Raw genomic sequence first — 25,782 nt, forward strand, 5'->3', positions numbered from 1 at the left:
TGCGGTCGGCGTCAGAAGACGCCGGGCAGCACTTCCTGCTGAGCCTGCGCGTAGTCGTCCTCGTGGGCGTCCTGGTACTGCTGCCACCGGGCGCTGTCCCAGATCTCGAGGCGGCTGACCGCCCCGATGACGGTGCACTCACGGTCCAGCCCGGCGTAGCGACGCAGTTCGGCCGTGATCGGGATGCGGCCCTGGGAGTCGGGACGCTGCTCGTCGGTGCCGGCGAACAGGTAGCGCTGGTACGCGCGCACCCGCTCGTCGGTGAACGGCGCCTCGGCCACCTTGCGGGCCATCTGCTCGAACTCGTCGCGGGGGAACACGTAGAGGCAGTGGTCCTGGCCCTTCGTGATCATCAACCCCCCTGCGAGCTCGTCCCGGAACTTCGCGGGCAGGGTCAACCTGCCCTTGTCGTCCAATCGCGGGGTGTGGGTGCCGAGGAACACGGCTCCACCTCCCCGGTGAGGCCCCGTTCGCCCCACTGCTCACCACCATACCCCACCTTGCCCCACAGCCAAACCATCCTGTGGGTGTCGCGCGCCCCGTTCGGGGGAGTCGTGCCTGGTCAGCGCCGGTGGGGCGAGGTGGGGGGAGCTCGCCTGACCATGACGGGCGCGGGGCGCCCAGGGCTCGCCGACACGCCGTTCCGGGCGTTCTCGGGTCGTTCCGGGGGGTCGCGAGGCGTGGTGGCGGGCGGGCGGGGGCCCGGTGGGGCGAGGTGGGGCGGCCCGTGGGGCGAGGTGGAGCGGCCCGGTGGGGCGAGGTGGGGCTGGCCGGAGATCAGCAGGTCGAAGAGCACCCCGCGAGGGGTCTCGGAGGTGCTATTCCGCCTGCTGATCACCAACAGCGCGCCGGGGCCGCTGGTTCGGCGACCGGGTGGGGCGAGGTGGGGCGACCCGGTGGGGCGAGGTGGGGCGGGTGGAGCGAACGCGCTGTTCGCTGCTTCTACGCGCGCAAAGTCCCCGTTCGTTCCGGGCTTGGGGCGGAGTGGGGGGCAGCGGGCGACGGGGTCGCTGCGAGCGGCACGTCCAGCAGGCCGCGAGGGCGGTCGATCATGCGGGACGTGCCCTCGCCGACCGACGTCGGAGCGGACGACGACGCGCCGCCGACCCGGAGGTCGACGGCGCGTCGGGGACGTCGGTGGTGCGGGGGCTACTCCTGCTCGAAGCGGCGGCGGAAGCGCTCCTCCATGCGGGAGGTGAAGCGGCTGCGCTCCTTCTCCGAGGCGCCGGCGGCGGGGGCCTCGCCCCCGGCGGCGGCCTCCTTCTTCCGGGCGCCGAACGAGGTGATCGCGAGGACGGCACCGCCGAACATCGCGAGGAAGCCGACCACGCTGACGGCGATGCCGATCGTGGACGAACTGAAGACGACCCCGAGCACCAGCATCACGACGCCGATCACGAAGAGCGCGACGCCCTGGATGCGCCGGCGACGCGACGGGCGTCGGAGCTTGCCTCCCCGAACCGTGGACGCGAACTTCGGGTCCTCGTCGTAGAGAGCGCGCTCGATCTGCTCGAGCAGACGCTGCTCGTGCTCGGAGAGCGGCATGGTTCTCCTCCGGCACCGAAAGGGAATTCGCCCGACCCGTGGGGGTCCGGCGGGCATCGTCCTGATGACCTGTGCACCATCGTACGAGTCCGCCGTCGTCCCCACTACCCGGACCGGCGTGTTGCCGTCTCGATCATCCGTTCGGCTCCGGTCGGGATCCCGCTCGGCATGCATCCGGATGCTGTCGGTGACGACCGCGCGCCGGATCTCCGGCCTCGGACGGTGATCGCGCACGCTGCGGATCGGGATCGCCGAGCAGGCTCGCCGGGCGGACCGCCGCGACGCCGAACCGGGAACGGGCCTGGTCAGCGGCGCGCTCCGCGTCGGACCACCCGTGCTCGGGCTCGCCGAGGACGATCTGCTCGGGCGCGCGGTCGGCGTCGACGAGCCCTTCGCCGCGCACGCCGAGCAGCCGGACGGGCGGGACCTCCCCCAGCGCGTCGTGGAGCTCGACCGCGACGGCGTGGAGATCGCGGGCGAGATCCGTCGGTGCCGGCAGCGTCCGCGCGCGTGTGATCGTCGTGAAGTCGTCGAAGCGGACCTTGAGCGCGACCGTCCGCGCGCGCACGCCCCGCTGCCGCAACATCCGCGCGGTGCGGTCGGCGAGGCGCAGCAGTTCGCGCCGGCGGAGGGCCGGGTCGACGAGGTCCCGGTCGAACGTCTCCTCGGCCCCGGCGGACTTCTCGCGGCCGTGCGGGTCCACGCGGCGCTCGTCGATCCCGTGCGCGAGCGCGAGCAGGTGCGCGGCGTGCGCCTCCCCCACCGCGCGGCGCAGCGTCGACGGCCCGGCCGCCGCGACGTCGGCGACGGTGCTGATGCCGTGGCGCCCGAGCACCTCCTCGGTCTTCGCGCCGACGCCCCACAGCGCACCCACGGGCAGCGGGTCGAGGAACGCGCGGACGCCGTCGGCCGGGACGAGGTGCACCCCGTCGGGCTTCGCGACCCGCGAGGCGAGCTTGGCGACGAACATCGTCGACGCGACGCCGACCGAGCACGTGATCCCCTGCGACGCCGCCACCTCCTCGCGGATCGAGGCGGCGACGCCGAGCGGGGTGGTGCCGAGCCGGCGCAGCGCACCCGACACGTCGAGGAACGCCTCGTCGAGGCTCAGCGGCTGGACCAGCGGCGTCACCGACCGGAACACCGCCATGACGGCGCGGGAGACCTCGGCGTAGGTGGTGAAGTCGGGACGCAGGAAGACCGCCTGCGGGCAGAGCCGGTGGGCGCGCGCCGACGGCATGGCCGAGCGGACGCCGAACGCGCGCGCCTCGTAGCTGGCCGAGAGCACCACGCCGCGCTCGGGCCCGCCCCCGACCACCACCGGGCGGCCCCGCAGCTCGGGCCGCGAGCGGATCTCCACCGCCGCGTAGAAGGCGTCCATGTCGACGTGCAGGACGCCGCAGCCGGCGTCGCGCCCCTCGGGCGGAGGGGTCGGGCGGGTGGCGCTCAGTCCGGCCGCCGGGCGAGGACGTGCAGCTTCGAGGCCATGTCGCGCAACGGCGGGGTGCCGGCGGCGACGTCCTCGAGCTCGGCGAGCGCGTCGGGAGACGGGCCACCGTGCTCCAGGACACCGTCGGGGACGAGGTCGGCGAGCACCCGGTGGCCCTGCACCCGCTCGACCGCGAGCTGCCCGCCGGCCTCGACCAGCGTGCGGATCTCCTCGACGTCCATGCGCCGCCGCAACGGGTCGCCCTCGCCCCAGCGCCCGCACGGGTCGACGAGCACCTGGCGCGCCTCGGTGAGCCGGCCGGCGACCACCCGCGAGAGCACCGCGGCGAACCGGCCCGCGACCAGGAGCGACACCGCCCCACCGGGCGCGGCCGCGCGTGCGATGGCCCGGCAGGCCTCGGCCGGGTCGTCCACGTACTCGAGCAGGCCGTGACCGAGCACCAGGTCGGCCTCGGTGTCGCCGACCGCGTCGGCCAGCGCGTCGACGTCGCCCTGGACCGCCCGCACCCCGGCCGCCACGCCCGACTCGCGCGCGCGGCTGCGCAGCACCGCCAGGGCGTTGGCGCTCGAGTCGACGACGGTGACCTCGCAGCCGTCCGCGGCCAGGGGCACCGCCCAGGTGCCGCTCCCCCCGCCCACGTCCAGCACCCGGGGTGCCGCACCGCCGCGCCGGGCCCGGGCGGCGGTGAGCTCGACCCGCAGGGTGCGCGCGACGACGTCGAGCGTGGCGAACGACGCGGCTCGGGTCACCGAGACACCGTAGAACGTGTGACGGACGCACGGGGCCACCAGTGTCGTCCGGCCGGTAGGTTCCCCCCGTGCACGTCACGGCGGTGCTGAGCCTCAAGGGCGGTGTCGGCAAGACGACGGTCGTCCTGGGGCTGGCCGGGTCGGCCCTGCGCGCCGGGCTGCGCACGCTCGTCGTCGACCTCGATCCCCAGGGGAACGCGACGACGGCGCTGGAGCCCGGGGCGACCGAGACGACGATCGCGCAGGCGATGGAGCGCCCGTCGGCGGCGCTGCTCGCCTCGTCGATCGCGCCGAGTGCCTGGGGCGAGGACGTCGACGTGCTCGTCGGCTCCGAGGACATCGAGCGCCACAACCACCCCGACCCCGGCTCGCAGCGCCTCGGGCGGCTCGCCCACCTGCTCGCCTCCCTCCCCCGCGACGGCCACGACGACACCGACCTCGGCCTCGCGGGCTACGACCTCGTGCTCATCGACTGCCCGCCCTCGCTGGGGCAGCTGACCCGCTCGGCCCTGGTCGCCGTCGACCGCGCGGTGCTCGTGACCGAGCCGACGATCTTCGCGGTCTCCGGTGTCCAGCGCGCCTTCGAGGCCGTCCAGGCCGAGCGGGAGCACAACCCGGACCTCCAGCCGCTGGGCGTGCTGGTCAACAAGTACCGGTCGCGCTCGTCGGAGCACGAGTTCCGCGTGAACGAACTGCGCGAGCTCTTCGGCCCGCTGGTGCTCTCCGGCGCGCTGCCCGACCGCAGCGCCGTGCAGCAGGCCCAGGGCGCCGGGGTGCCGATCCAGCGGTGGGACACCCCGGGCGCCCGGGAGATCGCGAGCCAGTTCGACTCGCTGCTCGGCCGGATCGTCCGCGCGCGCTCGGGCCGGTCGCTCCGCGCCCGGGCGCGTCAGGGCCCGGACGCCTAGAGCACGCCGGGCTCAGCGTCCCCGGCCCGCCACCGTGCGGGTGACGAGGGCGAGGAACAGGTCGGCCTGGCGCACCATGTCGTCGGCGTCGCGCTGGGACACCCGTCCCCGCACGCCGGCCTCGATGGCCGAGCGCGTGGCCGAGTGGGCCGCGAAGAACGCCGCCCACTCGCCGTACTCGGGCGCGACGGACGCGAGCAGCGTCCAGGCGTCGGTGGGCCGGGACGACCGCCTCGCGCGGGCCCGCAGCGCGAGCACTGCCGCGGCGGCCCGCAGCGCCCCGAGGTGGGCGGAGCGGAAGCGCTCGGCCGGGTCGTCCTCGGCCTGGGCGGCCCGGAGCTCGTCGCGGGCGGCCCCGAGCAGCTGCACCACCGTGCGCGAGGGCGGCGGCGAGGGCGGGGCGGCCGGGCTCGTGGACCGGGCCGTCGTGCCGCGCACGGCGGAGCGCGGCACGTCGCGCGCCCCCTGGTCCGGGACGGGCGGGTCGGTGTCGGCGGACGTGGTGTCGAACAGTCCGGGCATGGCGAGTGCGCTGGTCACGGTGGTCCTCCTCCGAGCAGGAGCGGGCGGGAGCGGGCAGGGGTCAGGCGCCGGCCCAGCGCAGGTCCCACACGCCGGGGCCGGAGCGCATGCGCAGGACGAACTCGCCGGGCGGCAGGTGCGGCTCGTCCGACCGGCGGGCGAGCACCCGCCAGCACCGGCACCGGTCTCCCCCGACCGGCATGGCCGAGAGGAACGGCCACCGGGACTCCTCGATCCAGCGTTCCTGCACCTCGGTGACCAGGTAGTGGCTGTCGCGCCGGTTGGGGCGACGATGGAACTCGACGGGGTCACCGTCCGCGCAGCGGACCTGGACCGGCGAGGGACTGCGAACCACGATGCGTCCTCCACGGCGGCTCGTGCTCGTCGGCCCGTGGCTCGGGCCGAGCGGGGTGCCTGCCACCGTGGGGAGCCGGCGGCACTCCCGGACGGCGGGGCGCTTCCCCCGCCCCGCCGTCCGAGCGATCGAACATGTGTTCGATGCAGACCAGTGAACCCGTTCGACCCGACGCCGTCAAGTCGCCCCGACGGGCGCGCCGCGTGTCCCGGGAACACCCCGGGGACGCGCCCGGGAACACCCCGGGACCGCCCCCGCGGCGACGGTCCCGAAGCCCCGTCACACCCCGGCGCACGACGGACGGGTGGCCCCGGGACGCGCACGTGGTGAGATGACGGCGTGCCCCACCCCGCCGCCTCCGCAGGCCCGGGGGCCGGACGGTGACCGCCGCGCCCGCCCAGGCCTCCGTCGTCGATCTGACCCCCGACGACCTGGCGGCCCGGCTCGACGAGGCCCTGACCGTCTACGTGCGCGCCATGGCCTACCCGCCGGGCACCGTGCGCCAGCGCCGGCCCATGTGGGTCGAGCACTCCCGGCGCGCCGGCTGGCACGCGGTCGGCGCGATCGGCCCGGACCGGTCGCTGTGGGGCATCGCCTACGGCTATCCGGGGGCGCGGGGCCAGTGGTGGTTCGAGGAGGTCCGCCGCGGCCTGCTCGCCGCCGGGCCGCGGGGCCGTGAGCTGGCCGACTCGGTCCTCGGCGACTACTTCGAGCTCACCGAGCTGCACGTGCGCCCCGACGTCCAGGGCGGCGGCATCGGCGAGGCGCTGGCCCGCCGCCTGCTCTCCCACCCCGCGGACCGCAACGTCCTGCTGTCCACCCCGGAGGCCGACGACCCGACCCGCGCCTGGTCGCTGTACCGGCGCCTCGGGTTCCGCGACGTGCTGCGCCACCACCGCTTCACCAGCGACCCGCGCCCGTTCGCGGTGCTCGGGCGCACCCTGCCCCTGGACCCGCCCGACGCGCGCCCGGCCGGGGACGCCGATCCGGGACGCACCTGACCGACGCCGTCGGGGCCGCCTGGCACCATGCGCGGGTGCCCGACGCCGCCCCCGCCCCGCCCAGCACCCCGACCAGGACCCGCCGCAGCCTCGTCCTGCTCGCCGTGCTGCTGGCCCTGGTCGGGGTGCTGGGCGCCGGCTGCGTGCGGGTCCGCGCGGGCCTGGCGGTCTCCCCCGACGACCGGGTCTCGGGCGTCGTCGACATCGCGACACCGGACGGGTCGCCGGGCGGGCAGGGTCCGCCGCTGCAGGTGCCCGACGACCTCAGCGGCGACGTGTCGGTCGAGCGCTACGAGCAGGACGGCTACATCGGCTCGCGGCTGCAGTTCGACGACCTGTCGTTCGACGACGTCACGCGGGTCCTGCCGGCGATCAGCCCGTCGACCGGCACGGCGGTCCGGGTGCAGATGCGCCGCGCGGGCGACCGGGTGGTCGTCTCGGGGCAGGTCGACCTCACCCGCGTGTCGCCGGAGAGCTCGGACGTGCAGCTCAAGATGGCGTTCCCCGGCACCATCCGCCAGACCGACGGCACGGCGTCGCAGGGCGTCATCAGCTGGACCTTCCAGCCCGGCGCGGTGACCGACGTCAACGCGGTGGTCGAGTACCCGGACCCGAACGCGCCGTCCTGGATCCTCTGGTCGCTGCTGCTCTTCGCCGTCGTCGCGGTGGCCGTGGCGATCGTGGTGCTGCTGGCGATGTCCAGCCGCACCCACCTGCGCACCCGCGCCCGCCGCTGACCACCGGCCGGGCCGGCGGCGGGGCGCGGGGCGGGCGTCAGGCGCCCGGGCGCGCGGCGATCCCGAGGCGCTGCACCACGTCCATCACCGCGGGCGACCGGTTCATGCTGATGTAGTGGATGTTGGTGACGCCCTCGTCGAACATCCGCTGCGAGAGCTCGACGCAGAGGTCGATGCCCGCGTCGCGGTACCCGACCTTGTCCTCGACCAGCGGCTCGAGACGCTCGAGCATCGCCGCGGGCAGCGGCGCGCCGGCGAAGTCCGCGCCGCGCTCGGCCGACTTCGGCGTGGTCACCGGCATGAGGCCGGGCATGATCGGGATGTCGCAGCCCGCCGCCGCGATGCGGTCGCGCATCCGGAGGAACTGGTCGGCGTCGTAGAACATCTGGGTGATCGCGAACTCGGCGCCCGCCTTCACCTTCTGGATGAAGAAGCGGGTGTCGGAGTCCTCGTCGACCGACCGCGGGTGCAGGTACGGGAACGCGGCGACGCCGACGCAGAAGCCCCCGAGGCGGCGCACCATGTGCACCAGCTCCTCGGTGTAGCTCAGGCCCGCGGGGTGCGGCACCCAGTCGGCGTCCTTGTCCCCGGGAGGGTCACCGCGGATGGCGAGCACGTTGCTGATCCCGGCGGCCGCGTACGACCCGATCACCTGGCGCAGGTCCTCGAGGGACGCGTCCACGGCGGTGAGGTGGGCCATCGCGGTGAGCGTGGTGTCGGTGGCGATCCGTCCGGTGGTACGGACGGTGCGGTCCCGGCTGGAACCGCCCGCGCCGTAGGTCACCGACACGAACGCCGGGTCGAGGGGCTCGAGGTCACGGATGGTGCGCCAGAGGGTCGCCTCACCCTCGTCGTCCTTGGGCGGGAAGAACTCCGCCGAGAACGTGGGCACCCCGCGCTGGATGCGCTCCGTCACAGTTGCCATCCGCCGACCCTACGGTGACGGGGCGTCCACAAGGAGGTCCCTTGTGACCGGGACCGCCCGATCAGCCGGTTCCGCCGTCCGCCCCTACGCTCGGTGCCGGAGGTGGCAACCGTCGGAAGGGAAGAGCGCGCATGACGGCTACCGGGGCCTCGACGACACTGGGGTCCGGGCCCGGGGACCCGGTCGGGCCGGCTCCGCTGGACGGCCACGGGGGCACCCGGGACGGCGTGAACGGCGGGAGGGCCGCTGCCGCAGGTCGCGACGACCTCGCGGCCATCGAGGCCGACCTGCCCGCCGCCGTCACCGCGGAGCTCGCCGACTACCTCGCGGGCCGGCGCAAGGGCACGCTCGACGTCGCCGAGGAGTTCGCCGAGGCCACCGACGACCTCGCCCGCTTCGTCCTCGACGGCGGCAAGCGGCTGCGGCCCACGTTCGCGTGGTGGGGCTGGCGCGCCGCCGGCGGGCTCGAGCACCCCGGCCCGGTGCTGCGCGCGGTGAGCGCCCTCGAGCTCATCCAGGGCTGCGCGCTCGTGCACGACGACCTCATCGACGACTCCGCGACCCGTCGCGGGCAGCCGACCGTGCACGCGCGGTGGACCTCGCGCCACGTCGACGCCGCCTGGGCCGGCGACCCCGGGCGCTTCGGGGCCGCCGTCGCCATCCTGCTCGGCGACGTGGCGCTGGCCTGGGCCGACGACATGCTCCACGAGTCGGGCCTCGACCCCGCCGTCCTCGCCCGCGGGCGCCCGGTGTGGCAGGCGATGCGCACCGAGGTGCTCGGCGGCCAGTTCCTCGACGTCCAGGGGCACGCCTCGTCGGACTCCTCGCCGGAGACCGCGCTGCGCATCAGCCGCTACAAGACGGCCGCCTACACCGTCGAGCGCCCGCTGCACCTCGGCGCCGCGCTCGCCGGGGCCGACGACGCGACGGTCCGGGCCCTGCGTCACTACGGCCGCGACCTCGGCATCGCCTTCCAGCTGCGTGACGACCTGCTGGGCGTGTTCGGCGACCCGGCCGTCACCGGCAAGCCCGCGGGCGACGACCTGCGCGAGGGCAAGCTGACCCTGCTCGTCGCGCTCGCCCGCGCCCACCCCGACCGGGAGACCGCCGCGGTCGTCGAGCGCGCCGTCGGCGACCCGGACCTCGACGCCGACGCCGTGGCCGCCGCCCGCGAGGCGCTGGTCGCCCTCGGCGTCGTCGACGACGTCGAGCGGCGCATCACCGAGCTCACCGCGTCGGCCCTCGACGCCGTCCGGGGCAGCGGCGACGCCCAGGCCCCGGTCCTCGCCCCGCCCGCCCCCGAGCGACTTGCCGACCTCGCCGTCGCGGCCACCCGCCGTGTGCGCTGAGCGCGACCCCCAGGAGCACCACCGCATGAGGATCGCCGCATGACCCGCACCGTCCGGTCCCCCACGGACCACGTCGTCGTCGTGGGCGCCGGCCTCGCCGGCCTCGCCACGGCCCTGCACCTGCTCGGCGCGGGACGCCGGGTCACCGTCGTCGAGCGCGACCCCACCCCGGGCGGGCGCGCCGGACGCCTCGACCTCGCCCACGGGGACGGCAGCTTCCGCCTCGACACCGGCCCGACCGTCATCACGATGCCCGAGCTGATCGAGGAGGCCCTGGCCGCGGTCGGGGAGAAGATCGGCGACCGCCTCGAGATGGTCGACCTGCACCCCGCCTACCACGCGCGGTTCGCCGACGGGTCCGCGATCGACGTGCACACCGACCCGGGGGCGATGGAGCAGGAGATCCGCGAGAAGGTCTCGGCCGCCGACGCCGAGGGCTACCGGCGGCTGCGCGCCTGGCTCACCGAGCTCTACCGGGTGCAGATGGCGACGTTCATCGACGCCAACTTCGACTCCCCGCTCGACGTCCTGTCCCCCGAGCTCGCCCGCCTCGGCACGCTCGGCGGCTTCGGGCGGCTGGGCCCGCGGATCGCGAAGTACCTGCACGACGAGCGGCTGCGGCGCATCTTCTCCTTCCAGGCGCTCTACGCCGGGGTCCCGCCGGCCCGGGCGCTCGCCGCCTACGCCGTGATCGCCTACATGGACACGATCGCCGGCGTCTCCTTCCCCATGGGTGGGGTCCGGGCGCTCCCCCAGGCGCTCGCGGACGCCGCGGCCGACGCCGGCGCGGAGTTCCGCTACGGCACCACCGTCACCGGCCTCGAGCGCGCGGGCGGGCGGGTGCGGGGCCTGCGGACCGTCGCCACCGACGACCCGACCGCCGACGGCGACCGCCTCGACGCCGACGCCGTCGTCCTGAGCTGCGACCTGCCCGCCGCCTACGCGCTCATCGGGCGCACCCCGCGGCGCGCGGTGCCGACGCGATGGTCGCCCTCGGCGTACGTGTGGCACGCGGGCGTCCCGGCGGGCACCGGGCAGCTGGATGGATTGGGCCACCACACGATCTCGTTCGGCGACGCCTGGGCGAGCACGTTCGACGAGATCATCACCGAGGGCCGGCTGATGAGCGACCCGTCGCTGCTGGTCACGCACCCGACCGCGACCGACCCCTCGCTCGCCCCCGCGGGCCACGAGCTGGTCAGCGTGCTCGCGCCGAGCCCGAACACCGAGGTCGCGCCGATGGACTGGGCGCGCGTCGGGCCCCGCTACCGTGACGAGCTGCGCGGGGTGCTCGCCGGCCGCGGGATCGAGCTCGGCGAGCCGGTGGCCGAGCACGTCATCACCCCGGACGACTGGGCGGCGCTCGGCCTCGCCGCGGGCACCCCGTTCTCCGCGGCGCACACGTTCTCCCAGACCGGACCGTTCCGCGCCGGCAACCTCGTGCGCGGCGAGGGCAACGTCGTGCTCGCCGGCTGCGGCACGACGCCGGGGGTCGGGGTCCCGACGGTGCTGGTGTCGGGGAAGCTCGCGGCCGCGCGGATCACCGGTTGAGCACGGCATGAGCACCACCGAGCTCGACGCCGCGGGCATCACCGACCCGGCGCTGCGCACGGCGTACGCGCGGTGCCGGGCGCTCAACGCCGTGCACGGACGCACGTACTTCCTGGCCACCCGCCTGCTCGCCCCCGCCCAACGGCCCGCGATCCACGCCCTCTACGGCTTCGCGCGGATGGCCGACAACGTCGTCGACGACCGGGACGCCGACGCCTCGCCGGCCGCCGTCGCCGCGCGGCTGGAGCAGGTCCGCGGCCGCATGCGCCGGGGGCTCGACGGCACCGACCCGCGCACGCTGGTCGCGGAGGGCGAGCCGGTGGTGGCGGCGCTGGCGGACACGGTGGCGCGCTACGCGATCGACCACCGCCACCTCGAGGACTTCATGGACGCCATGGCCATGGACCTCACGGTCACCGACTACGCCACCTTCGACGACCTCGCCCGCTACGTGCACGGCTCGGCCGCGGTGATCGGGCTGCAGGTGCTGCCCGTGCTCGGCACCGTCGGGCCCCGCGAGGAGGCCGCGCCGTACGCCGCCGACCTCGGTGTCGCGTTCCAGGTCACGAACTTCCTGCGCGACGTGGCCGAGGACCTCGACCGCGGGCGCGTCTACCTCCCGCGCGACGAGCTCGCGGCCTTCGGCGTCGACCGCGAACTGCTCGACCACTGCCGGGCCGCGGGGCGCACCGAGCCCCGCGTCCGCCGGGCGCTGGCGCACCTCGTCGCCCGCACCAGGGCGGTCTACCGGCGCGCCGAGCGCGGGATCCCGATGCTCCACCCCGTCTCGCGGCCCTGCGTGCGCACCGCGTACGTGCTCTACGGCGGCATCCTCGACGAGATCGTGGCCGCCGACTACGACGTGTTCGACCGCCGCGTGGCCGTCGGCAACGCCCGCCGCGCCGCCGTCGCCCTGCCCCACCTGGCCCGCGCGGTCGGCACGCGCCTCGTCCGCAGGCCTGACACCCTTCCCGTGTGACCGAGCTCGTCCTCGCGTTCGACGCCGCCTGCGCGCGGTGCCGGGCGGTCGCGGCGGCCGTCGCCGGGACGGGCCTCGAGGTGCTGCCGCTGGGCGACTACCGGGTGCGGGCGTGGTGCGCCGAGGCCGGCGTGGCCGGGGACGCGCCGACGCTGGTGGAGGTCACGCCGACCGACGGTAACGACCGCGTGCGGGCGTGGACCGGCGCGGCACTGGCGCCCGCGCTGCTGCGCCGGCTCGGGCCCCGGCGCTCGGCGCGGCTCCTGGGCGCGCTGCGCACCCACGGGGTGCTGGGCGACGCCGTCCGCGCCGGCCTGCCCGGTCCGCTCAGAACGCCATCGCCTGGGCGCGGCGCTTGACCTCGCGCCCGCGGTCCGAGCGCAAGGCATCGATCGGCATGCCGGGCAGCGACTCGTCGTCGGCGAAGAGCCACCGCAGGATCTCGCCGTCGGCGTAGCCGCCGTCGCGCAGCACCTGGATGGTGCCGGGCAGGCCCTTGACCACCCCGTCGGCGACGAGGAACGCGGCGGGCACCAGCCACCGGTCGTCCTCGCGGATCCCGAGCAGCTGGCCCTGCTTGATCATCTGGCTGACCCGCGTACGGGGCACGCCGAGGCGCTCGGCGACCTGGGCGAGCGTGACGACCTCGATGTCGTGGCCCACGATGGCGGTGACGGCGGACTCGGACACGCGCGTCACTGTGCCAGAGGAGGGCGTCGGCGCGGAGCCCGAAACGCGCTCACACCAGGGCTGCGACCAGTCCGTCCGGGTTCGCGAGCGCCAGCAGGTGACCGCCGGGGACGAGGACCGGCTCGACCCCGGCGCGCTCGCGGGCCAGGCGGACCTGGAAGTCGGCGGGGAAGAAGCGGTCGTCGGCACCGACGACCACCGTCACCGGGACCTGCGGCCACGCCCGCAGCGCCCAGCCGTCGGCGAACGGGCCGTCGGTCTGCTCGCGCTGGTGCTCGGCGCCCGCGGCCGCGACGTCGGGCGGCACGTCGTGGAGGAACTCCCAGTGCTCGTCGAAGCCCGCGTCCTCGCGGCCCGCGGCGCGGACGGCGGCCTCCTTGGCCTCCTGGTGGCCCGACGCCGTCCACCAGTCGCCCGGCGACTCGCCGACCGCCGGGATCATGGCGTTGACGAACACGAGCCGCCGGACGGGGATCCGCCGGGCGATCTCGGCCGCGCTCGGCCCGCCCAGCGACTGGCCCACCACCACGACGTCGGACCGGTCCCCCAGCGCCGCGAGCGCGACCTCGACGTACTGCGGGATGCCCGCGGCCGGGTCGTCGGCGGGCAGGTCCGGGGCGACGACGTCGTCGCCCCGCGCCCGCAGCCGCTCCGCCACCAGGTGCCAGTACCAGCCCGCGCCGCCGGCGCCGGGCAGCAGCAGCCACGTCGTCACCGCGCCGAGGGTAGGGCCCTCGTCACCCGTCAGGGACCGCGCGTCGCATCCGAGGATCCCCGCAGGTCACCGCCCTCCTCGTAGCATCGGCGCCATGGCCGCACCCACCGCCCACCCCGAGGGGACGGTGCTGGAAGGGCGGTACCGGGTGGACGGGGTGCTCGCGCGCGGCGGCATGTCGGTGGTCCACCGGGGCGTCGACCTGCGGCTGGAGCGCCCGGTGGCGATCAAGGTCCTGGACGGCGCGCTCGCCGGCGAGCCCGCGTTCATCCGCCGCTTCGAGCGTGAGGCCCGGGCCGCCGCCCGCCTCGCGCACCCCGGGATCGTGGCGGTCCACGACCAGGGGCGCGACCCCGACGGCACCGTCTTCCTCGTCCTCGAGCTCGTGGAGGGCGGGACGCTGCGCGACGTGCTGCGCGAGCAGGGGCGCCTGCACCCGGCGGCGGCGCTGACGGTCGCCGAGCAGGTGGTCACCGCGCTGCAGGTCGCCCACGACCGGGGCCTCGTGCATCGCGACGTCAAGCCGGAGAACGTGCTGGTCGGCCGGGACGGGGCGGTCAAGGTCGCCGACTTCGGGCTGGTCGCCGCCGCGTGGGAGGCCGGCACCGACGACCCGGACGACCCCGAGGGGTCCGGCGAGGTCGTCCTGGGCACGGTCGCGTACCTCGCGCCCGAGCAGGTCACCGACGGCCGCGCCGACGCCCGCACCGACCTCTACGCCACCGGCGTGGTGCTGTTCGAGCTGCTCACCGGCGTCCCGCCCCACGGCGGCGACGGCGGCGACGACCCGGTGGCCGTCGCGCGCCGGCACGTGACCGAGGACGTGCCGCCGCCCTCGGCCGTGGTCGGCGGCGTCCCGCGCGCCCTCGACCGCCTCGTCCTGGCCGCGACGAGCCGCGACCCCGAGACGCGCATCGCCGACGCCGACGCCTTCCTCGCCGCCGCCCGCGGTGTGCGGATCGACGCGGACCTGCCGTTCCACCCGGTGCCCCCGCCGCGCCGGCGCGCCGCCGCCGGCTCCCGCCCGCTGCGCGGCACGCGGCTGCTCGACCTCGACGCCGACCGCCCCGCCCCGCCGCCGGTCGAGGAGGCGGACGACGACGCCGACGGGGGCTGGGACGCCTGGGACGAGGACGACGACCTCGACGACCGGGACGACGAGCCCGACGACGACCCCCCGCCCACCCGCCGCCGCGGCCCCGACGACCGCGTCGACGACATCGACGTCGCCATCGAGCGCATCGAGCGCCGCCGGGCCCGGGCCCGCTCCCGCCGGCTGCTCGCCGCCTGGCTCCTGCTCGAGGCGATCGCCGTCGTCGCGGCGGGCGCGGCCGGCTGGGGGCTCGGGCTGCCGGGCTGAGCCGCCGGGGTCAGCCCCGGAGCATCTCCGCGACGAGGAACGCCAGCTCGAGCGACTGCTGGGTGTTCAGCCGCGGGTCGCAGGCGGTCTCGTAGCGGCCGGCGAGGTCGGTGTCCGAGATGTCCTGGGCGCCGCCCAGGCACTCGGTGACGTCCTCGCCGGTGAGCTCGACGTGGATGCCGCCCGGGTGGGTGCCCAGGCGCTGGTGGACCTCGAAGAAGCCCTGCACCTCGTCGACGACCTGGTCGAAGTGCCGCGTCTTGTAGCCGGTGGACGCCTCGACGGTGTTGCCGTGCATCGGGTCGCACTGCCAGATGACCTGGTGCCCCGACGCCGTGACCTTCTCGACGATGCCCGGCAGCACGTCGCGGACCTTGCCCGCGCCCATCCGCGAGATCAGCGTCAGGCGGCCCGGCTGGTGGTGGGGGTCGAGGCGCTCGACGTACTCGACGGCCTGCTCCGGCGTCGTCGACGGCCCGATCTTGAGGCCGATCGGGTTCGCGAGCAGCTCGGCGAAGGCGATGTGCGCGCCGTCGAGGGCGCGGGTGCGCTCGCCGATCCAGAGGAAGTGCGCGCCGAGGGAGAACAGGCGGGCGTCCTCGCGGCTCGTCGCCTCGACGCGGGAGTCCAGCCGCAGCAGGGCCCGCTCGTAGTCGAGGACCAGCGCCTCGTGGCTGGCGAAGATCTCGGTGCCGCGCAGCGAGTGGTCGGTGACGCCGGCGGCGTTCATGAACCGCAGCGCCCGGTCGATCTCCGCCGCCACCGCCTCGTAGCGCTCGCCGGCTGCGGACGTGCGCACGAACTCACGGTTCCACTCGTGGACCTCGTGCAGGTCCGCCATGCCGCCCGAGGTCAGCGCGCGGACCAGGTTCATCGCCGCGCCGGAGTTCGCATAGGCGCGGATCATGCGGCCGGGGTCGGGCACGCGGCGCTCGGCGTGCGCGGCCAGCGAGTTGACCATGTCACCGCGGTAGCTCGGCAGACCGAGGGCGTCGGTGCCCGACGAGCGCGGCTTGGCGTACTGCCCCGCGATCCGGCCGATCTTGACCACGGGCATCGACGCGCCGTAGGTCAGCACCACGGCCATCTGCAGCAGCGTGCGGATGTTGCCGCGCAGGTGGGGCTCGGTGTTGTCGGCGAACGTCTCCGCGCAGTCGCCGCCCTGGAGCAGGAACGCCTCACCCCGGGCGACGGCGGCGAGCTGCGTCTGCAGCCGGTCGACCTCCGCGGGCACCGTGATCGGCGGCACGTGCTCGAGCACGGTGCGCACGTCGGTCACGGCCTGCGGGTCGGGCCAGTCCGGCTGCTGCGCCGCAGGGCGCGCGAGCGCGTCGTCGAGCCGCTCTCGGAGGTGCGAGGGCAGCGGGGGCAGGCCGGGCAGGGCCTCCACGGGAAGGTCGACGGACCACACGGGTCACAAGCCTACTGGTGCGGTTGTGGCCCACCGACGTGTTCCCCGTGACGGCCGTCGGGGCTCGGGCGCTCAGCCCGTCGCGGACGGACCAGCGGAGTGCAGACGCCGCCAGTGCTCGTCGATGACGCGCCAGCGGGCGAGGTTGTGGCGGGCGTCGGCGAGGGCGTCGTGGGCGTCGGCCGGGGGCGTGGGCAGCTCCGGGCGACCGACGTCGTCCCAGCGCTGGCGCAGGTCACGGGTGAACCGCGGCAGCGCGCGCGGGAGGTCGGGCATGGCGCCCCAGAGCTGGGCGATCGCCACGTGGTCGTAGGCCGCGTACCAGGCCCAGAGCTCCACCGGGCCCTCGCCGGCGGTCACGAACTCGTAGAACTCCTCGCGGATCCGCAGGCGGCTGCGCCACGCCGGGTCGGACATCGAGGGCAGCTTGTCCAGCACGTTCCTGCGGACCCACGGCCCGGCGCGCATCGGGTCGAACTGGGTCGAGATCGCGTAGAACTCGCGGCCGTGCTCGTCCACCACGCCCACCGAGACCAGTTCGATCGTGGTCCCGTCCTCGATGAACTCGCAGTCGTAGAAGTACCGGGCCACGGGTCCATCCTGTCGCGGACGACCGGTCAGGCGGCCTGCGGGGTGCCGCGGTCCTTGACGGTGCTGGCGTAGACGTCGACGTACTCCTGCCCGGAGAGCACGCGCAGGGCGTCCATGATCTCGTCGGTCATGGCCCGCTCGACCTGCCGGTCGTCGGTGATGCCGTGGTAGCGCGAGAAGTCCAGCGGCTCCCCGATGCGGATGCCGATGCGGCACGGGCGCCAGAACCGGGAGCCGACGGGGTTGGCCCGGTCCGTGTCGATCATCGCCACCGGGACGACCGGCACCCCCGCCTCGAGCGCCATCCGGGCGACGCCGGTGCGCCCCTTGTACAGGCGGCCGTCGGGCGAGCGGGTGCCCTCGGGGTAGATGCCGAACAGCCGGCCCTCGCGCAGGATCCCGATGCCGGTGTCGAGCGCGGCGCGCGCGGCCCGCCCGCTGCCCCGCTCGATGGGCACCTGGCCCATGCCGGTGAAGAACCAGCGCTTGAGCGTGCCGACCACCCCGGGCTGGGTGAAGTACTCGGACTTCGCGGGGAACGCCATCCGACGGGGCACCATCAGCGGCAGCACGAACGAGTCGAGCACCGCGAGGTGGTTCGACGCCACGAGCGCCCCGCCGCGGCGGGGCAGGTGGTGCGCCCCCTCGACCCGCGGGCGGAACGCCACGCGCATCAACGGCCCGAGCAGGACGTACTTCATGATCCAGTACAGCACCCGGGGCCTCCCGTCCCTCGCCGCCCGCCGCGCCGGAGCCTAGGGGCCCGTCCGCGTGCGCGGCACCGTCGCGCGGCGGCGTCACACCGGTGACGTGGGCGTCTCTCCCGGCGCCCGATCACCCGATTACGAGCGTCCTCTCGGGGGCGTCCGGTACCCCTCGGACCCCTCGACGGAACCGTCCGGCGCGACACGACCCCCACCGCGTGACCCGACCGTGTGGGACGTGCCACGATGGGGTTCCCGAGTCCGCTCTCCCCCGCCTCACCACGAGGCGGGCCTGACGCGGCGCCACCCGCGCCCCGGAGGACCCCGTGCCCGTGCTGCCCGGCGCCGAGCCCTTCGCCTCGGATCCCGAGGAGGGCTCGCGGGAGATCGGCGTCGTGCTCAGCCACGGGCTGACCGGCACGCCGCAGAGCATGCGGGCCTGGGGCGAGCACCTGGCCGCGGAGGGCATCGGCGTGCGCGGGCCCCGCCTGCCCGGGCACGGCACCCGCTGGCAGGACCTCAACCGCACCCGCTGGCCCGACTGGTACGGCGAGGTCGAGCGCGCGGTCGACGACCTGCGCCGCGACTACCGCTCGGTGTTCGTCTTCGGCCAGTCGATGGGCGGCACGCTGACGCTGCGCCTCGCCGAGGAGCGCGGTGACGACCTCGCGGGGATCGCGCTGGTCAACCCCTCGGTGACGACGCTGCGCAAGGACGCCCTGGTCGCGCCGTACATCCAGTGGGTCGTGCCCTGGGTGCCCGGCGTCGCGAACGACATCAAGAAGCCCGGCTCCGTCGAGCTCGCCTACGACCGCCTGCCCACCCGCGCGGCCGTGTCGCTGACCGCGCTGTGGCGGCTCGTGCGCGCCGACCTCGGGCGGGTCCGCTGCCCCGTCCTGCTGTTCCGGTCCCCCACCGACCACGTGGTGGAGCCCGTGAACAGCGAGCTCGTCCTCGACGGCGTGGGCTCCGACGACGTCACCGACGTGGTGCTCCACGAGAGCCACCACGTCGCCACGCTCGACAACGACGCTCCCCGGATCTTCGCCGACAGCACGGCGTTCGTCCGCCGCGTGCACGCCGCGCGCGCCGACCGTTCCGGCGCCGCCCGCTCGACCCCAGGGACCCCCGCATGACCGCGCCCGATCCGGACCCCGTCGACCCGGCCCGCCCCGACCCGGCGCGACCCGACACGGCGGGCCCCACCGGTCCCGCCGGTCAGGGACCCGACGCGACCCGCCGTCCCGACCTGCCCGACGACGTCGACGCCGCCTTCGCCTCGATCGTCGCCGACTGGGCCGCGGAAGGCGCCCCGCGCTGGCCCGACGAGGAGGCTCCGGAGGCGCCCGAGGCGCGCACGGACGGGCCGTCCTCGGGGCTCGGCACGGCCACCCCGCCCCACGACGCCCGTCCGCCGGCCCCCGAGACCCCCAGCCCGGGCGTGCGCCGACGTCCCGAGCCGCCGGCCGGGCCGGCTGCCGGGCCGCCCGCCGGGCCCCCGCGGGGTCAGCGCCCCACCCCGCCGCGCCCGGCCGAGGACGAGCACTTCGTGCCGCCGGAGCCGCCGCCCCTGCCGCGCCTGGGGCTGAGCAGCCTGCTCGGGCTGGCGCTGCTGGTGGTCGGGGTCGTGCTACTCGCGGTGCCCGGGCTGCTGGGCGGGCCCGTGGGCCTCGGGATCATCCCGGGCCTGCTGGCGATGACCGCCGGCCTGGGCTGGCTGGTGTTCGGGCTGCGCCGGGGCCGCGAGCCCGAGGGCCCGGACGACGGCGCGGTGCTCTAGGGGGCCCGACTCCCCGGCCGCCCCGTGTCCTCGGGACACGGGTCGTCGTCGGCGGTCCCGTCGTCGGTCGGGAAGGGCGTCGCCGGGGGGCCGAGCAGTTCCTGACCCGTGTCCTCGGGACACGGTCGTCGTCGGCGGCCCCGACGTCGGTCGGGGAAGGCGTCGCCGCGGGAGCCGAGCAGAGCCCGACCCGTGTCCTCGGGACACGGGTCGTCGTCGGCGGTCCCGCTGTCGGGTCGGCCCGAGGCGCCCGGAAAAGCCTCAGCCCTGGACCCCGGCCCGCTCCCGCGCGTCGAGCGCGGCGCCGACCATGCCGGCGTGCCCGCCGAGCACCGCCGGGCGGATCTCGGCGAGGCGACGGTGGCCGCCGCCGGTGACCTCGTCGGCGTACCGGCGCCGCGCGCCGTCGAGGTAGAGCGACGCCGACGCCGACACCTCCCCGCCGATCACCACCACGTCCGGGTCGAACACGTCGGCGACCAGCGCCAGCCCCTGGCCCAGCCACTCGGCGAACTCGTCGACGACCCGCCGGGCCAGCCCGTCGCCGGCCTCGGCGGCGCGGGCGACGTCGCGCCCGGTGACCGGTTCGGCGCGCTCCCACGCGGCCCGGAGCAGCGAGAAGTCCTCGGACGCCGCGATCAGTTCCTCCGCCGAGCGCCCGAGCGCCGTCCCGCTGCAGTAGCGCTCGAGGCACCCGCGCTTGCCGCAGGGGCAGGGACGCCCGCCCCGGACGACGGTGAGGTGGCCGAGCTCGGGGGCGACGCCGTACGCGCCGCGGAACACCGCGCCGTCGACGAGCAGCGCCGCGCCGATGCCGGTGCCGAGCGCCACGAGGACCGCCACCGACGCGCCCGCCGCCGCCCCGACGCGGTGCTCGGCGAGCCCCGCGGCGTTCGCGTCGTGCTCGAGGACGACGGGCAGCCCGAGGCGCTCGGTGAGGCGGTCGACGACGTGGTCGTCGCGCCAGGGCACGTGGGCGCCGAAGGCGACGGTGCGCCGGTCGGGGTCGACGAAGCCCGCCACCGCCAGGCCGACCGCCGTCACGGGGTGCGCTGCGGCGAGGCCGCCGACGAGCTCGGCGACGGTGTCGTCGAGGACCGCCGCGCGGTCGGGGGTCGGGGCGGCCCGCACCTCGGCCACGATCGAGCCGTCGGGGTGCACGACGGCGGCGCGCACCGAGGTCCCCCCGATGTCGACGCCGACGGTCAGCACGACGCGTCGCCGCCGGGCCCGTCCGCCCCGTGCTCGCGCCCGCGCGCGGGGCGGCGGATGGCGATGCGCTGGACCGACGGCCGCGCCGCGCTGCCCGTCGTCGCCGGGCCGGGCGGGGCCGCGGGCTCGGCGGCGGGACGGGGCGCGCCGGCCACGGGTGAGGTCGGCGAGGCGGTCGGAGCGGGTCCCGGAGACCCGGCCGGCTCGGCCGAGGCCGCGGACCCCGCGGTGCCGGGCGTCGCGTCGCGGAAGGTCGCGGAGCGGGGCGAGGCGCGGCGGATCGGGACACGCCGGCCGCCGGGCGGGCCACCGGCCGCGGGTCGCCGGGGTCGGGGCCCGCGCGCGCCCGCCGGCGGGCCCGGCTCGCGCTCCACCCGACCGGCACCGCGACCAGCCGGCCGATCGGCGCGCTCGGCCCCGTGCTCGGCCTCGTGCTCGGCCTCGTGCTCGGCAACGTGCTCGCCCCCGCCGACCTCGTCGACGGACGGGGACTCCGGTGTGGGGCCGGCCGCGCTCGCCGGCGCCACAGGGACAGCGGGGTCCGTGGGGACGCCGTCCTCGCGATCCCGTCCACCCCGGGGCGGGTCGGCGCGGGAGGGCTCGGGCCCGTCCGGCGGGATGCCGCCCCACCCGTCCCACGGACCCCACTCCCGGGGCCACCCGGGCGGCGGGCCGTCGTCGGCCCGCCGCGCCGCCCCGCCCGGTGGCGGCGGGGCGTGGTGCGCGTGGGTGTGGCCCGGCTCCTGGTGCGCCTGCACCATCAGCCGCAGCAGCATCATCAGCCCCGAGGCCTGCTCGGCGAGCCGCGCGGTGAGCTCGGGCTGCTCGCCGCGCAGCGCCGCCACCAGCGCGCAGACCGGACACCACGAGCACGGTCCGGGGCTCTGCGGCGGCCGCATCCCGAGCCGGGAGCGACGGGAGCCAGCACCGGCAGGCGGCGTCGCCCGCGGCGCCTCCACGCGCGTGCCCAGCCAGTCGATCAGCGCCGACGCCGTCGCGCGCGCCTCCTCGGTGAGCCGTTCCTGGGCGGCACGCCCGGCCGAGAAGTCTCTTCCCGCCCCTCCCCCCGGCGTGCTCATCGCATCCACACCGCGGGGTCGGGCCGGAAGACGACCGAGAGCAGGTCGTCGTCGAGGTCGGCGCCCGTCACCTCGCACCGGCGCAGCACCGGCGGCAGCGCGACCGCGCGGCGGCGGCCGTCGACGGTGACGGCGAGTTCGTCGCCGATGCGTGCGAGGTCGACGTCGGCGTCACCGATGCCCGCGATGTGCAGGTCGAGCACGAACTCGGAGTCGGTCGCGGTCCCGACGCCGGCGGTCCGCCGGACCGCGATGAGGGCGCGGCCGACCGGCCCGTCGAGCGGGTCGTCGTCGCCGTAGAGGGTGTCGGCGAGGTCGGCGAGGCCCTCGACCCCCACCGGCTCGCCGGCCCGGTGGGGCACCCGGCGTACCGGCACGTCGCCGCCGGCCCCGGTGAGCTCGGCGAGCACCGCCTCCTGCTCGGCGCGGCGGGCGCGCACCCACGTCGCCGCCTCGCCCCGGCCCTTGCCGGCGTCGGGCACGAGCCGGTTGGCGACCATCCCGTCCACGTGCAGCCCGTGCAGCGCCAGCGCGGTGAGGGTCCGCCGGGTCTCGGCCGCGACCATCCGCTCGGGGGTGAGCACGAGGCGAATGGTGGTGGTGCGGTGGTCGGCGAGGAGGTCGCGCAGGCCCGCGAGCTGCTCGGCGAGCCGGGAGAGCGACGCGGCCGCGGCGTCCCACTTCGCCACCGTGGCGCTGCTGCCCGCGAGGCCCGCGAGCACGCCGCGGACCGCACGGCGGTGGGTCGGGAACAGGCGCTCGAGGTAGGAGCCGAGCGCCTCGGGCAGCGCGAGCAGGCGCAGGGTCTCAGCCGTCGGGCCGCAGTCGACGACGACGACCTCCCACGGCCCGTCGACGGTCGCGCGGCGCACGTCCTCGAGGGCGAGCAGCTCCTCGACGCCGGGCAGGACGGTCAGCTCGTCGGCGACCATCTCGTCGACGCCGGCGCCCGCGAGCAGCGTGCGGAGCTGGGCGCGCAGCGGCTCCCAGGCGTCGTCCACCAGCGCGCGGGTGTCGATGTGCGCCGCGAACAGCCCCGGGTACGACTCGGGCGCGACCTCGCGCGCGGTGCCGTCGAGGCGGGCGGCGAACGCGTCACCCAGCGAGTGCGCGGGGTCGGCGGACAGGACGAGCACCTTGCGCCCGCCACGGGCCAGCGCCACGGCGGTCGCCGCCGCCGTCGTCGTCTTCCCGACCCCGCCCTTGCCGGTGAACAGCAGGACCCGCACTCAGCCCTCCACGCGACGCTTCAGCCCGGTCAGCGCCTGGTCCATGATGCGCTTCTCGGCCCGCCGCTTGAGGAGGCCGGGCAGCGGCACGGCGAGATCCACCGAGAGGGTGTACGTGACCTCGGTGCGGTCGCCGGCCTCGGCCAGCCGGTAGCGGCCCCGCTGCTGACGCTGCATCTGCCCGGACACGAGGTCCCAGGTGACGCCGTCGTCCACCCAGTCGTAGGCCAGCACGTAGTTGTCCTTGATGGGCCCGGCGTCGAGGTTGAACCGGACCTGCTCGGGGCGTCCCTCGTCGTCGTGGGTCAGCACCGTGGCCGCGGTGATCGAGTCCGCCCACTCGGGGTAGGAGTCGAAGTCCGCGATGACCCCCAGGACGTCCGAGGCCGGCGCCGCGATCGTGATGGACTGGGTCGACTCGTCGGCCATGGCGCGGAAGGTTACCGCCGCCCCCGGCGTGGGCGGCACGCCCGGTGCTCCCCCCGACGACCCGCCGTGACCGGGCCCTCACGTGCCGGCGCCGGCGTGACCGGGCGCTCAGATCCGCCGGGTGCCCGACCGGTCCCCCGACCACTGCTCCGGCGGCACCCCCGGGGGGCGCCCGGCCTCGAGCCGGTCCTTGAGCGCGAACGCGACGGCCTTGGCGGCTCGCTGACGGCGGACCGCCTCCCGCGTCGCCGCGCGCCGCGAGAGGGCGGCGCCGACGGGGTCGACCCGCAGGAACCAGTGCAGCACCGTGCCGTCGCCGACGGCCTCGAGCCACACCTCCATGCTGCCCCGCCACGCGTCGCCGACGACGTTCCAGCGCACGCCCTGCACCCCGCGGTCGGTGAACACCTGCAGCGCGAGGTCGGGCCAGAGGCGACGCCAGGCCGCCGGGTCGGCGAACTCGGCCGCGAGCCGCTCGGGCGGCACCGCGAGGAAGGTCTCGTCCACCACGTCGACGCTCGCCACCCACCCAGCGTGGCAGGGCCCGCCCGTGACCCCTCCCGGGCGGTCCGGTGGGCGGATTGTCCGGCTACCGAGAGGTAGACCCCGCGACTATGGTCACAGCCGACGCAGCGAGGCGCGGGCAGGAGTGTGGGACGAGATGCAGCAGTACACGGAGCCGGCGACCGCCAAGGTGGCCGACGACGACAACCTCACCGCCGCGCCGTGGGGCAACGCCGAGGCCCACGGCAGCGACGTCGCCTACCGCCGCCTGGTGGGCGACGACTGGCAGGACGTCACCTTCGCCGCCTTCCGCGACGAGGTCGCCGCGGTCGCGAAGGGCTTCCTCGCCGCGGGGCTGCAGCCGGGCGACCGTGTCGGGCTCATCTCGCAGACCCGCTACGAGTGGACGCTGATCGACTACGCGCTCTGGGCGGCCGGCGCGGTGACCCTGCCGATCTACGAGACGTCGTCGGCGGACCAGGTCGAGTGGTGCCTCTCGGACTCGGGCGCGCGCGGCGTCGTCGTCGAGTCCGACGAGCACCGGTCCATCGTCGAGGACCTGCGCGAGAAGCTGCCCGACCTCGGGCACGTGTGGCAGATCGACGGCTCGGGCGGCACGGGCGGTGCTGGCGGTGCCGTCGACGCGCTGCGCGAGGCGGGCGCCGGGGTCGACGACGCGACGCTCGAGCAGCGGCGCACGTCGGTGCACGCCGACGACCTCGCCACGCTGATCTACACGTCGGGCACCACGGGCCGCCCCAAGGGCTGCGAGATCACCCACCGCAACCTGCTCTTCGAGGTGCGCGCGGTGGCCGACACGTTCAGCGACCTCATGCAGCCGGGCAACTCGACGCTGCTGTTCCTGCCGCTCGCGCACATCTTCGCGCGCGTGATCCAGTGCGCCGCGATGGAGTACCGCTACGTCATCGGGCACTTCGCCGACACCAAGAAGCTGACCACCGAGCTGCCCCGGTTCCGGCCGGACTTCCTGCTCTCGGTGCCGCGGGTGTTCGAGAAGGTCTACAACGGCGCGAAGGCCAAGGCCCACAACGAGGGCAAGGGCCGGATCTTCGACATGGCCGAGGCCACCGCCGTCTCCTACAGCGAGTCCCTGGACACGGGCGGCCCGGGCATCGCGCTGCGCTTCCAGCACGCCCTGTTCGACAAGCTCGTCTACGGCAAGCTGCGGGCCGCGCTCGGCGGGCGCTGCGTCGGCGCCGTGTCCGGCGGGTCGGCGCTCGGGGCCCGGATCGGGCACTTCTTCCGCGGCGTCGGCGTCCCGATCCACGAGGGCTACGGGCTCACCGAGACCAGCGCGGCGATCACCGCCAACCCCAACCGGGCGGTCAGGATCGGCACGGTCGGCAAGCCGATCCCCGGCGTGACCATCGCGATCGCCGAGGACGGCGAGGTGCTCGCCAAGGGCGACGTCGTGTTCCGCGGCTACTGGAACAACCCGGAGGCGACGAAGTCGACGATCGTCGACGGCTGGTTCCACACCGGCGACCTCGGCAGCCTCGACGACGACGGCTACCTCTCGATCACCGGGCGCAAGAAGGAGCTCATCGTCACCGCCGGCGGCAAGAACGTCGCCCCCGCGGTGCTCGAGGACCGCGTGCGCGCCCACCGTCTCGTCAGCCAGGCCCTCGTCGTCGGCGACAACCGGCCCTACATCGGCGCGCTGATCACCCTCGACCCCGAGGCCCTGCCCGGCTGGAGCTCCGAGCACGGCAAGGACGCCTCCGACGCGGCCTCCCTCGCCGAGGACCCCGACGTCCAAGCGGAGATCTCCGGCGCCATCGAGGAGGCGAACAAGGCGGTCTCGCGCGCCGAGGCCATCCGCCAGTGGCGCATCCTGGCCAGCGACTTCACCGAGGAGAGCGGCGAGCTGACCCCCACGATGAAGCTCAAGCGCAACGTCATCGCCGAGAAGCGGGCCGACGACATCGAGGCGGTCTACCAGGGCTGAACTCGACGCGCGTGGAGGCAGCGAACGTGCTGTTCGCT

28 protein-coding genes are annotated in these 25,782 nt (G+C 75.9%); 11 read left to right on the forward strand and 17 right to left on the reverse strand.

Features of this window, described 5'->3' with window-relative positions; translation table 11 throughout:
- Positions 1-11: 11 nt before the first annotated feature.
- The 4 genes from mraZ to PH190_RS10690 all read right to left on the reverse strand — a co-directional run bounded on the left by mraZ (position 12) and on the right by PH190_RS10690 (position 3,744).
- Positions 12-443, reverse strand: coding sequence for a division/cell wall cluster transcriptional repressor MraZ (gene mraZ, locus PH190_RS10675; protein ID WP_274231485.1), 432 nt, complete (start codon positions 441-443; stop codon positions 12-14).
- Positions 444-1,149: 706 nt separating this feature from the next.
- Entirely contained in the window at positions 1,150-1,545 is a 396-nt protein-coding gene (locus tag PH190_RS10680; protein WP_274231486.1) for a DUF3040 domain-containing protein, read from the reverse strand.
- Positions 1,546-1,678: 133 nt separating this feature from the next.
- The gene (gene dinB / locus PH190_RS10685; RefSeq protein WP_274231647.1) at positions 1,679-2,995 is read right to left on the reverse strand and encodes a DNA polymerase IV; all 1,317 of its coding nucleotides are present in this window, start codon (positions 2,993-2,995) and stop codon (positions 1,679-1,681) included.
- On the reverse strand, positions 2,992-3,744 hold the full coding sequence (locus PH190_RS10690; protein ID WP_274231487.1) for a class I SAM-dependent methyltransferase: 753 nt from the start codon (positions 3,742-3,744) through the stop codon (positions 2,992-2,994). Before PH190_RS10690 ends, dinB begins: the two co-directional genes overlap by 4 nt.
- 68 nt (positions 3,745-3,812) lie before the next feature.
- Here PH190_RS10690 and PH190_RS10695 point away from each other — a divergent pair, with 68 nt between their 5' ends.
- Positions 3,813-4,652, forward strand: a complete 840-nt coding sequence (locus PH190_RS10695) for a ParA family protein (protein WP_274231488.1) — start codon at positions 3,813-3,815, stop codon at positions 4,650-4,652.
- 12 nt (positions 4,653-4,664) lie between these two features.
- On the opposite strand, the gene PH190_RS10700 is transcribed toward PH190_RS10695, so the two are convergent.
- The gene (locus PH190_RS10700) at positions 4,665-5,192 is read right to left on the reverse strand and encodes an SAV_6107 family HEPN domain-containing protein (protein ID WP_274231489.1); all 528 of its coding nucleotides are present in this window, start codon (positions 5,190-5,192) and stop codon (positions 4,665-4,667) included.
- Positions 5,193-5,235: 43 nt separating this feature from the next.
- On the reverse strand, positions 5,236-5,529 hold the full coding sequence (locus PH190_RS10705) for a hypothetical protein (protein ID WP_274202675.1): 294 nt from the start codon (positions 5,527-5,529) through the stop codon (positions 5,236-5,238).
- A 380-nt stretch (positions 5,530-5,909) separates the two neighbouring features.
- Here PH190_RS10705 and PH190_RS10710 point away from each other — a divergent pair, with 380 nt between their 5' ends.
- Together PH190_RS10710 and PH190_RS10715 are read left to right on the forward strand one after the other, a co-directional pair.
- Positions 5,910-6,530, forward strand: a complete 621-nt coding sequence (locus PH190_RS10710; protein ID WP_274231490.1) for a GNAT family N-acetyltransferase — start codon at positions 5,910-5,912, stop codon at positions 6,528-6,530.
- Positions 6,531-6,565: 35 nt separating this feature from the next.
- The gene (locus PH190_RS10715) at positions 6,566-7,267 is read left to right on the forward strand and encodes an LppM family (lipo)protein (RefSeq protein ID WP_274231491.1); all 702 of its coding nucleotides are present in this window, start codon (positions 6,566-6,568) and stop codon (positions 7,265-7,267) included.
- 37 nt (positions 7,268-7,304) lie between these two features.
- Here the strand turns inward: PH190_RS10715 and PH190_RS10720 are convergent, their stop codons facing one another.
- The gene (locus tag PH190_RS10720; RefSeq protein WP_274231492.1) at positions 7,305-8,192 is read right to left on the reverse strand and encodes a methylenetetrahydrofolate reductase; all 888 of its coding nucleotides are present in this window, start codon (positions 8,190-8,192) and stop codon (positions 7,305-7,307) included.
- Between the two features lie 227 nt (positions 8,193-8,419).
- Here PH190_RS10720 and PH190_RS10725 point away from each other — a divergent pair, with 227 nt between their 5' ends.
- Genes PH190_RS10725 through PH190_RS10740 form a run of 4 tightly spaced genes read left to right on the forward strand, consistent with a single transcriptional unit; the run spans position 8,420 to position 12,430 of the window.
- On the forward strand, positions 8,420-9,541 hold the full coding sequence (locus tag PH190_RS10725) for a polyprenyl synthetase family protein (RefSeq protein ID WP_274231493.1): 1,122 nt from the start codon (positions 8,420-8,422) through the stop codon (positions 9,539-9,541).
- A 39-nt stretch (positions 9,542-9,580) separates the two neighbouring features.
- Positions 9,581-11,092 (forward strand): phytoene desaturase family protein, encoded by a 1,512-nt coding sequence (crtI, locus tag PH190_RS10730; protein ID WP_274231494.1) that lies wholly within the window; start codon positions 9,581-9,583, stop codon positions 11,090-11,092.
- Between the two features lie 7 nt (positions 11,093-11,099).
- On the forward strand, positions 11,100-12,071 hold the full coding sequence (locus PH190_RS10735) for a phytoene/squalene synthase family protein (RefSeq protein ID WP_274231495.1): 972 nt from the start codon (positions 11,100-11,102) through the stop codon (positions 12,069-12,071).
- Positions 12,068-12,430, forward strand: a complete 363-nt coding sequence (locus PH190_RS10740) for a hypothetical protein (RefSeq protein WP_274231496.1) — start codon at positions 12,068-12,070, stop codon at positions 12,428-12,430. The genes PH190_RS10735 and PH190_RS10740 overlap by 4 nt, the downstream gene beginning before the upstream one ends.
- On the opposite strand, the gene PH190_RS10745 is transcribed toward PH190_RS10740, so the two are convergent.
- Positions 12,399-12,761, reverse strand: a complete 363-nt coding sequence (locus PH190_RS10745) for an Rv2175c family DNA-binding protein (RefSeq protein ID WP_274231497.1) — start codon at positions 12,759-12,761, stop codon at positions 12,399-12,401. The genes PH190_RS10740 and PH190_RS10745 overlap by 32 nt on opposite strands.
- Before the next feature lie 49 nt (positions 12,762-12,810).
- A complete protein-coding gene (locus tag PH190_RS10750; protein WP_274231498.1) occupies positions 12,811-13,476 on the reverse strand; it encodes an alpha/beta fold hydrolase in 666 nt (221 codons plus the stop codon).
- Positions 13,477-13,570: 94 nt separating this feature from the next.
- Between PH190_RS10750 and PH190_RS10755 the strand changes: the two genes are divergently transcribed.
- Positions 13,571-14,836, forward strand: coding sequence for a protein kinase domain-containing protein (locus PH190_RS10755; protein WP_337993806.1), 1,266 nt, complete (start codon positions 13,571-13,573; stop codon positions 14,834-14,836).
- A gap of 10 nt (positions 14,837-14,846) precedes the next feature.
- Here the strand turns inward: PH190_RS10755 and PH190_RS10760 are convergent, their stop codons facing one another.
- From PH190_RS10760 to PH190_RS10770, 3 genes are all read right to left on the reverse strand, one after another.
- Positions 14,847-16,247 (reverse strand): class II 3-deoxy-7-phosphoheptulonate synthase, encoded by a 1,401-nt coding sequence (locus PH190_RS10760; RefSeq protein ID WP_274231499.1) that lies wholly within the window; start codon positions 16,245-16,247, stop codon positions 14,847-14,849.
- A 72-nt stretch (positions 16,248-16,319) separates the two neighbouring features.
- Positions 16,320-16,838 carry a polyadenylate-specific 3'-exoribonuclease AS gene (locus PH190_RS10765; protein ID WP_274231500.1) on the reverse strand — a complete coding sequence of 173 codons (519 nt, stop codon included), beginning with the start codon at positions 16,836-16,838 and terminating at the stop codon, positions 16,320-16,322.
- Positions 16,839-16,864: 26 nt separating this feature from the next.
- Positions 16,865-17,554: a lysophospholipid acyltransferase family protein gene (locus PH190_RS10770; RefSeq protein WP_274231501.1), complete on the reverse strand. Its 690-nt coding sequence runs from the start codon at positions 17,552-17,554 to the stop codon at positions 16,865-16,867.
- 314 nt (positions 17,555-17,868) lie between these two features.
- Here PH190_RS10770 and PH190_RS10775 point away from each other — a divergent pair, with 314 nt between their 5' ends.
- Together PH190_RS10775 and PH190_RS10780 are read left to right on the forward strand one after the other, a co-directional pair.
- Positions 17,869-18,678 carry an alpha/beta hydrolase gene (locus PH190_RS10775; protein WP_274231502.1) on the forward strand — a complete coding sequence of 270 codons (810 nt, stop codon included), beginning with the start codon at positions 17,869-17,871 and terminating at the stop codon, positions 18,676-18,678.
- Complete coding sequence (locus PH190_RS10780) at positions 18,675-19,322, forward strand: hypothetical protein (RefSeq protein ID WP_274231503.1); 648 nt, start codon at positions 18,675-18,677, stop codon at positions 19,320-19,322. Before PH190_RS10775 ends, PH190_RS10780 begins: the two co-directional genes overlap by 4 nt.
- Positions 19,323-19,583: 261 nt before the next feature.
- Here PH190_RS10780 and PH190_RS10785 read toward each other — a convergent pair whose 3' ends face one another.
- The 5 genes from PH190_RS10785 to PH190_RS10805 all read right to left on the reverse strand — a co-directional run bounded on the left by PH190_RS10785 (position 19,584) and on the right by PH190_RS10805 (position 23,796).
- Positions 19,584-20,534 (reverse strand): ROK family protein, encoded by a 951-nt coding sequence (locus tag PH190_RS10785; protein WP_274231504.1) that lies wholly within the window; start codon positions 20,532-20,534, stop codon positions 19,584-19,586.
- Positions 20,528-21,613 carry a hypothetical protein gene (locus PH190_RS10790; protein WP_274231505.1) on the reverse strand — a complete coding sequence of 362 codons (1,086 nt, stop codon included), beginning with the start codon at positions 21,611-21,613 and terminating at the stop codon, positions 20,528-20,530. The genes PH190_RS10785 and PH190_RS10790 overlap by 7 nt, the downstream gene beginning before the upstream one ends.
- Positions 21,610-22,842 carry an ArsA family ATPase gene (locus PH190_RS10795; protein WP_274231506.1) on the reverse strand — a complete coding sequence of 411 codons (1,233 nt, stop codon included), beginning with the start codon at positions 22,840-22,842 and terminating at the stop codon, positions 21,610-21,612. The genes PH190_RS10790 and PH190_RS10795 overlap by 4 nt, the downstream gene beginning before the upstream one ends.
- The gene (locus tag PH190_RS10800) at positions 22,843-23,271 is read right to left on the reverse strand and encodes an SRPBCC family protein (RefSeq protein WP_274231507.1); all 429 of its coding nucleotides are present in this window, start codon (positions 23,269-23,271) and stop codon (positions 22,843-22,845) included. It abuts the gene before it with no gap.
- Between the two features lie 108 nt (positions 23,272-23,379).
- On the reverse strand, positions 23,380-23,796 hold the full coding sequence (locus tag PH190_RS10805) for a polyketide cyclase / dehydrase and lipid transport (RefSeq protein WP_274231508.1): 417 nt from the start codon (positions 23,794-23,796) through the stop codon (positions 23,380-23,382).
- 136 nt (positions 23,797-23,932) lie between these two features.
- On the opposite strand from PH190_RS10805, the gene PH190_RS10810 reads away from it, so the two are divergent.
- Positions 23,933-25,744 carry an AMP-dependent synthetase/ligase gene (locus PH190_RS10810; RefSeq protein WP_274231509.1) on the forward strand — a complete coding sequence of 604 codons (1,812 nt, stop codon included), beginning with the start codon at positions 23,933-23,935 and terminating at the stop codon, positions 25,742-25,744.
- The last annotated feature ends 38 nt before the right edge of the window (positions 25,745-25,782 follow it).

The sequence above is a fragment of the Actinomycetospora straminea genome (genome assembly GCF_028737255.1).
Lineage (GTDB): Bacteria > Actinomycetota > Actinomycetes > Mycobacteriales > Pseudonocardiaceae > Actinomycetospora > Actinomycetospora straminea.

Excerpts from the sequence above, each read along its gene's own strand:
- PH190_RS10680 (WP_274231486.1), bottom strand. The coding sequence starts at position 1,545 with ATGCCGCTCTCCGAGCACGAGCAGCGTCTGCTCGAGCAGATCGAGCGC.
- PH190_RS10720 (WP_274231492.1), bottom strand. The coding sequence starts at position 8,192 with ATGGCAACTGTGACGGAGCGCATCCAGCGCGGGGTGCCCACGTTCTCG.
- crtI (WP_274231494.1), top strand. The coding sequence starts at position 9,581 with ATGACCCGCACCGTCCGGTCCCCCACGGACCACGTCGTCGTCGTGGGC.
- PH190_RS10735 (WP_274231495.1), top strand. The coding sequence starts at position 11,100 with ATGAGCACCACCGAGCTCGACGCCGCGGGCATCACCGACCCGGCGCTG.
- PH190_RS10755 (WP_337993806.1), top strand. The coding sequence starts at position 13,571 with ATGGCCGCACCCACCGCCCACCCCGAGGGGACGGTGCTGGAAGGGCGG.
- PH190_RS10780 (WP_274231503.1), top strand. The coding sequence starts at position 18,675 with ATGACCGCGCCCGATCCGGACCCCGTCGACCCGGCCCGCCCCGACCCG.
- PH190_RS10790 (WP_274231505.1), bottom strand. The coding sequence starts at position 21,613 with ATGAGCACGCCGGGGGGAGGGGCGGGAAGAGACTTCTCGGCCGGGCGT.
- PH190_RS10800 (WP_274231507.1), bottom strand. The coding sequence starts at position 23,271 with ATGGCCGACGAGTCGACCCAGTCCATCACGATCGCGGCGCCGGCCTCG.
- PH190_RS10810 (WP_274231509.1), top strand. The coding sequence starts at position 23,933 with ATGCAGCAGTACACGGAGCCGGCGACCGCCAAGGTGGCCGACGACGAC.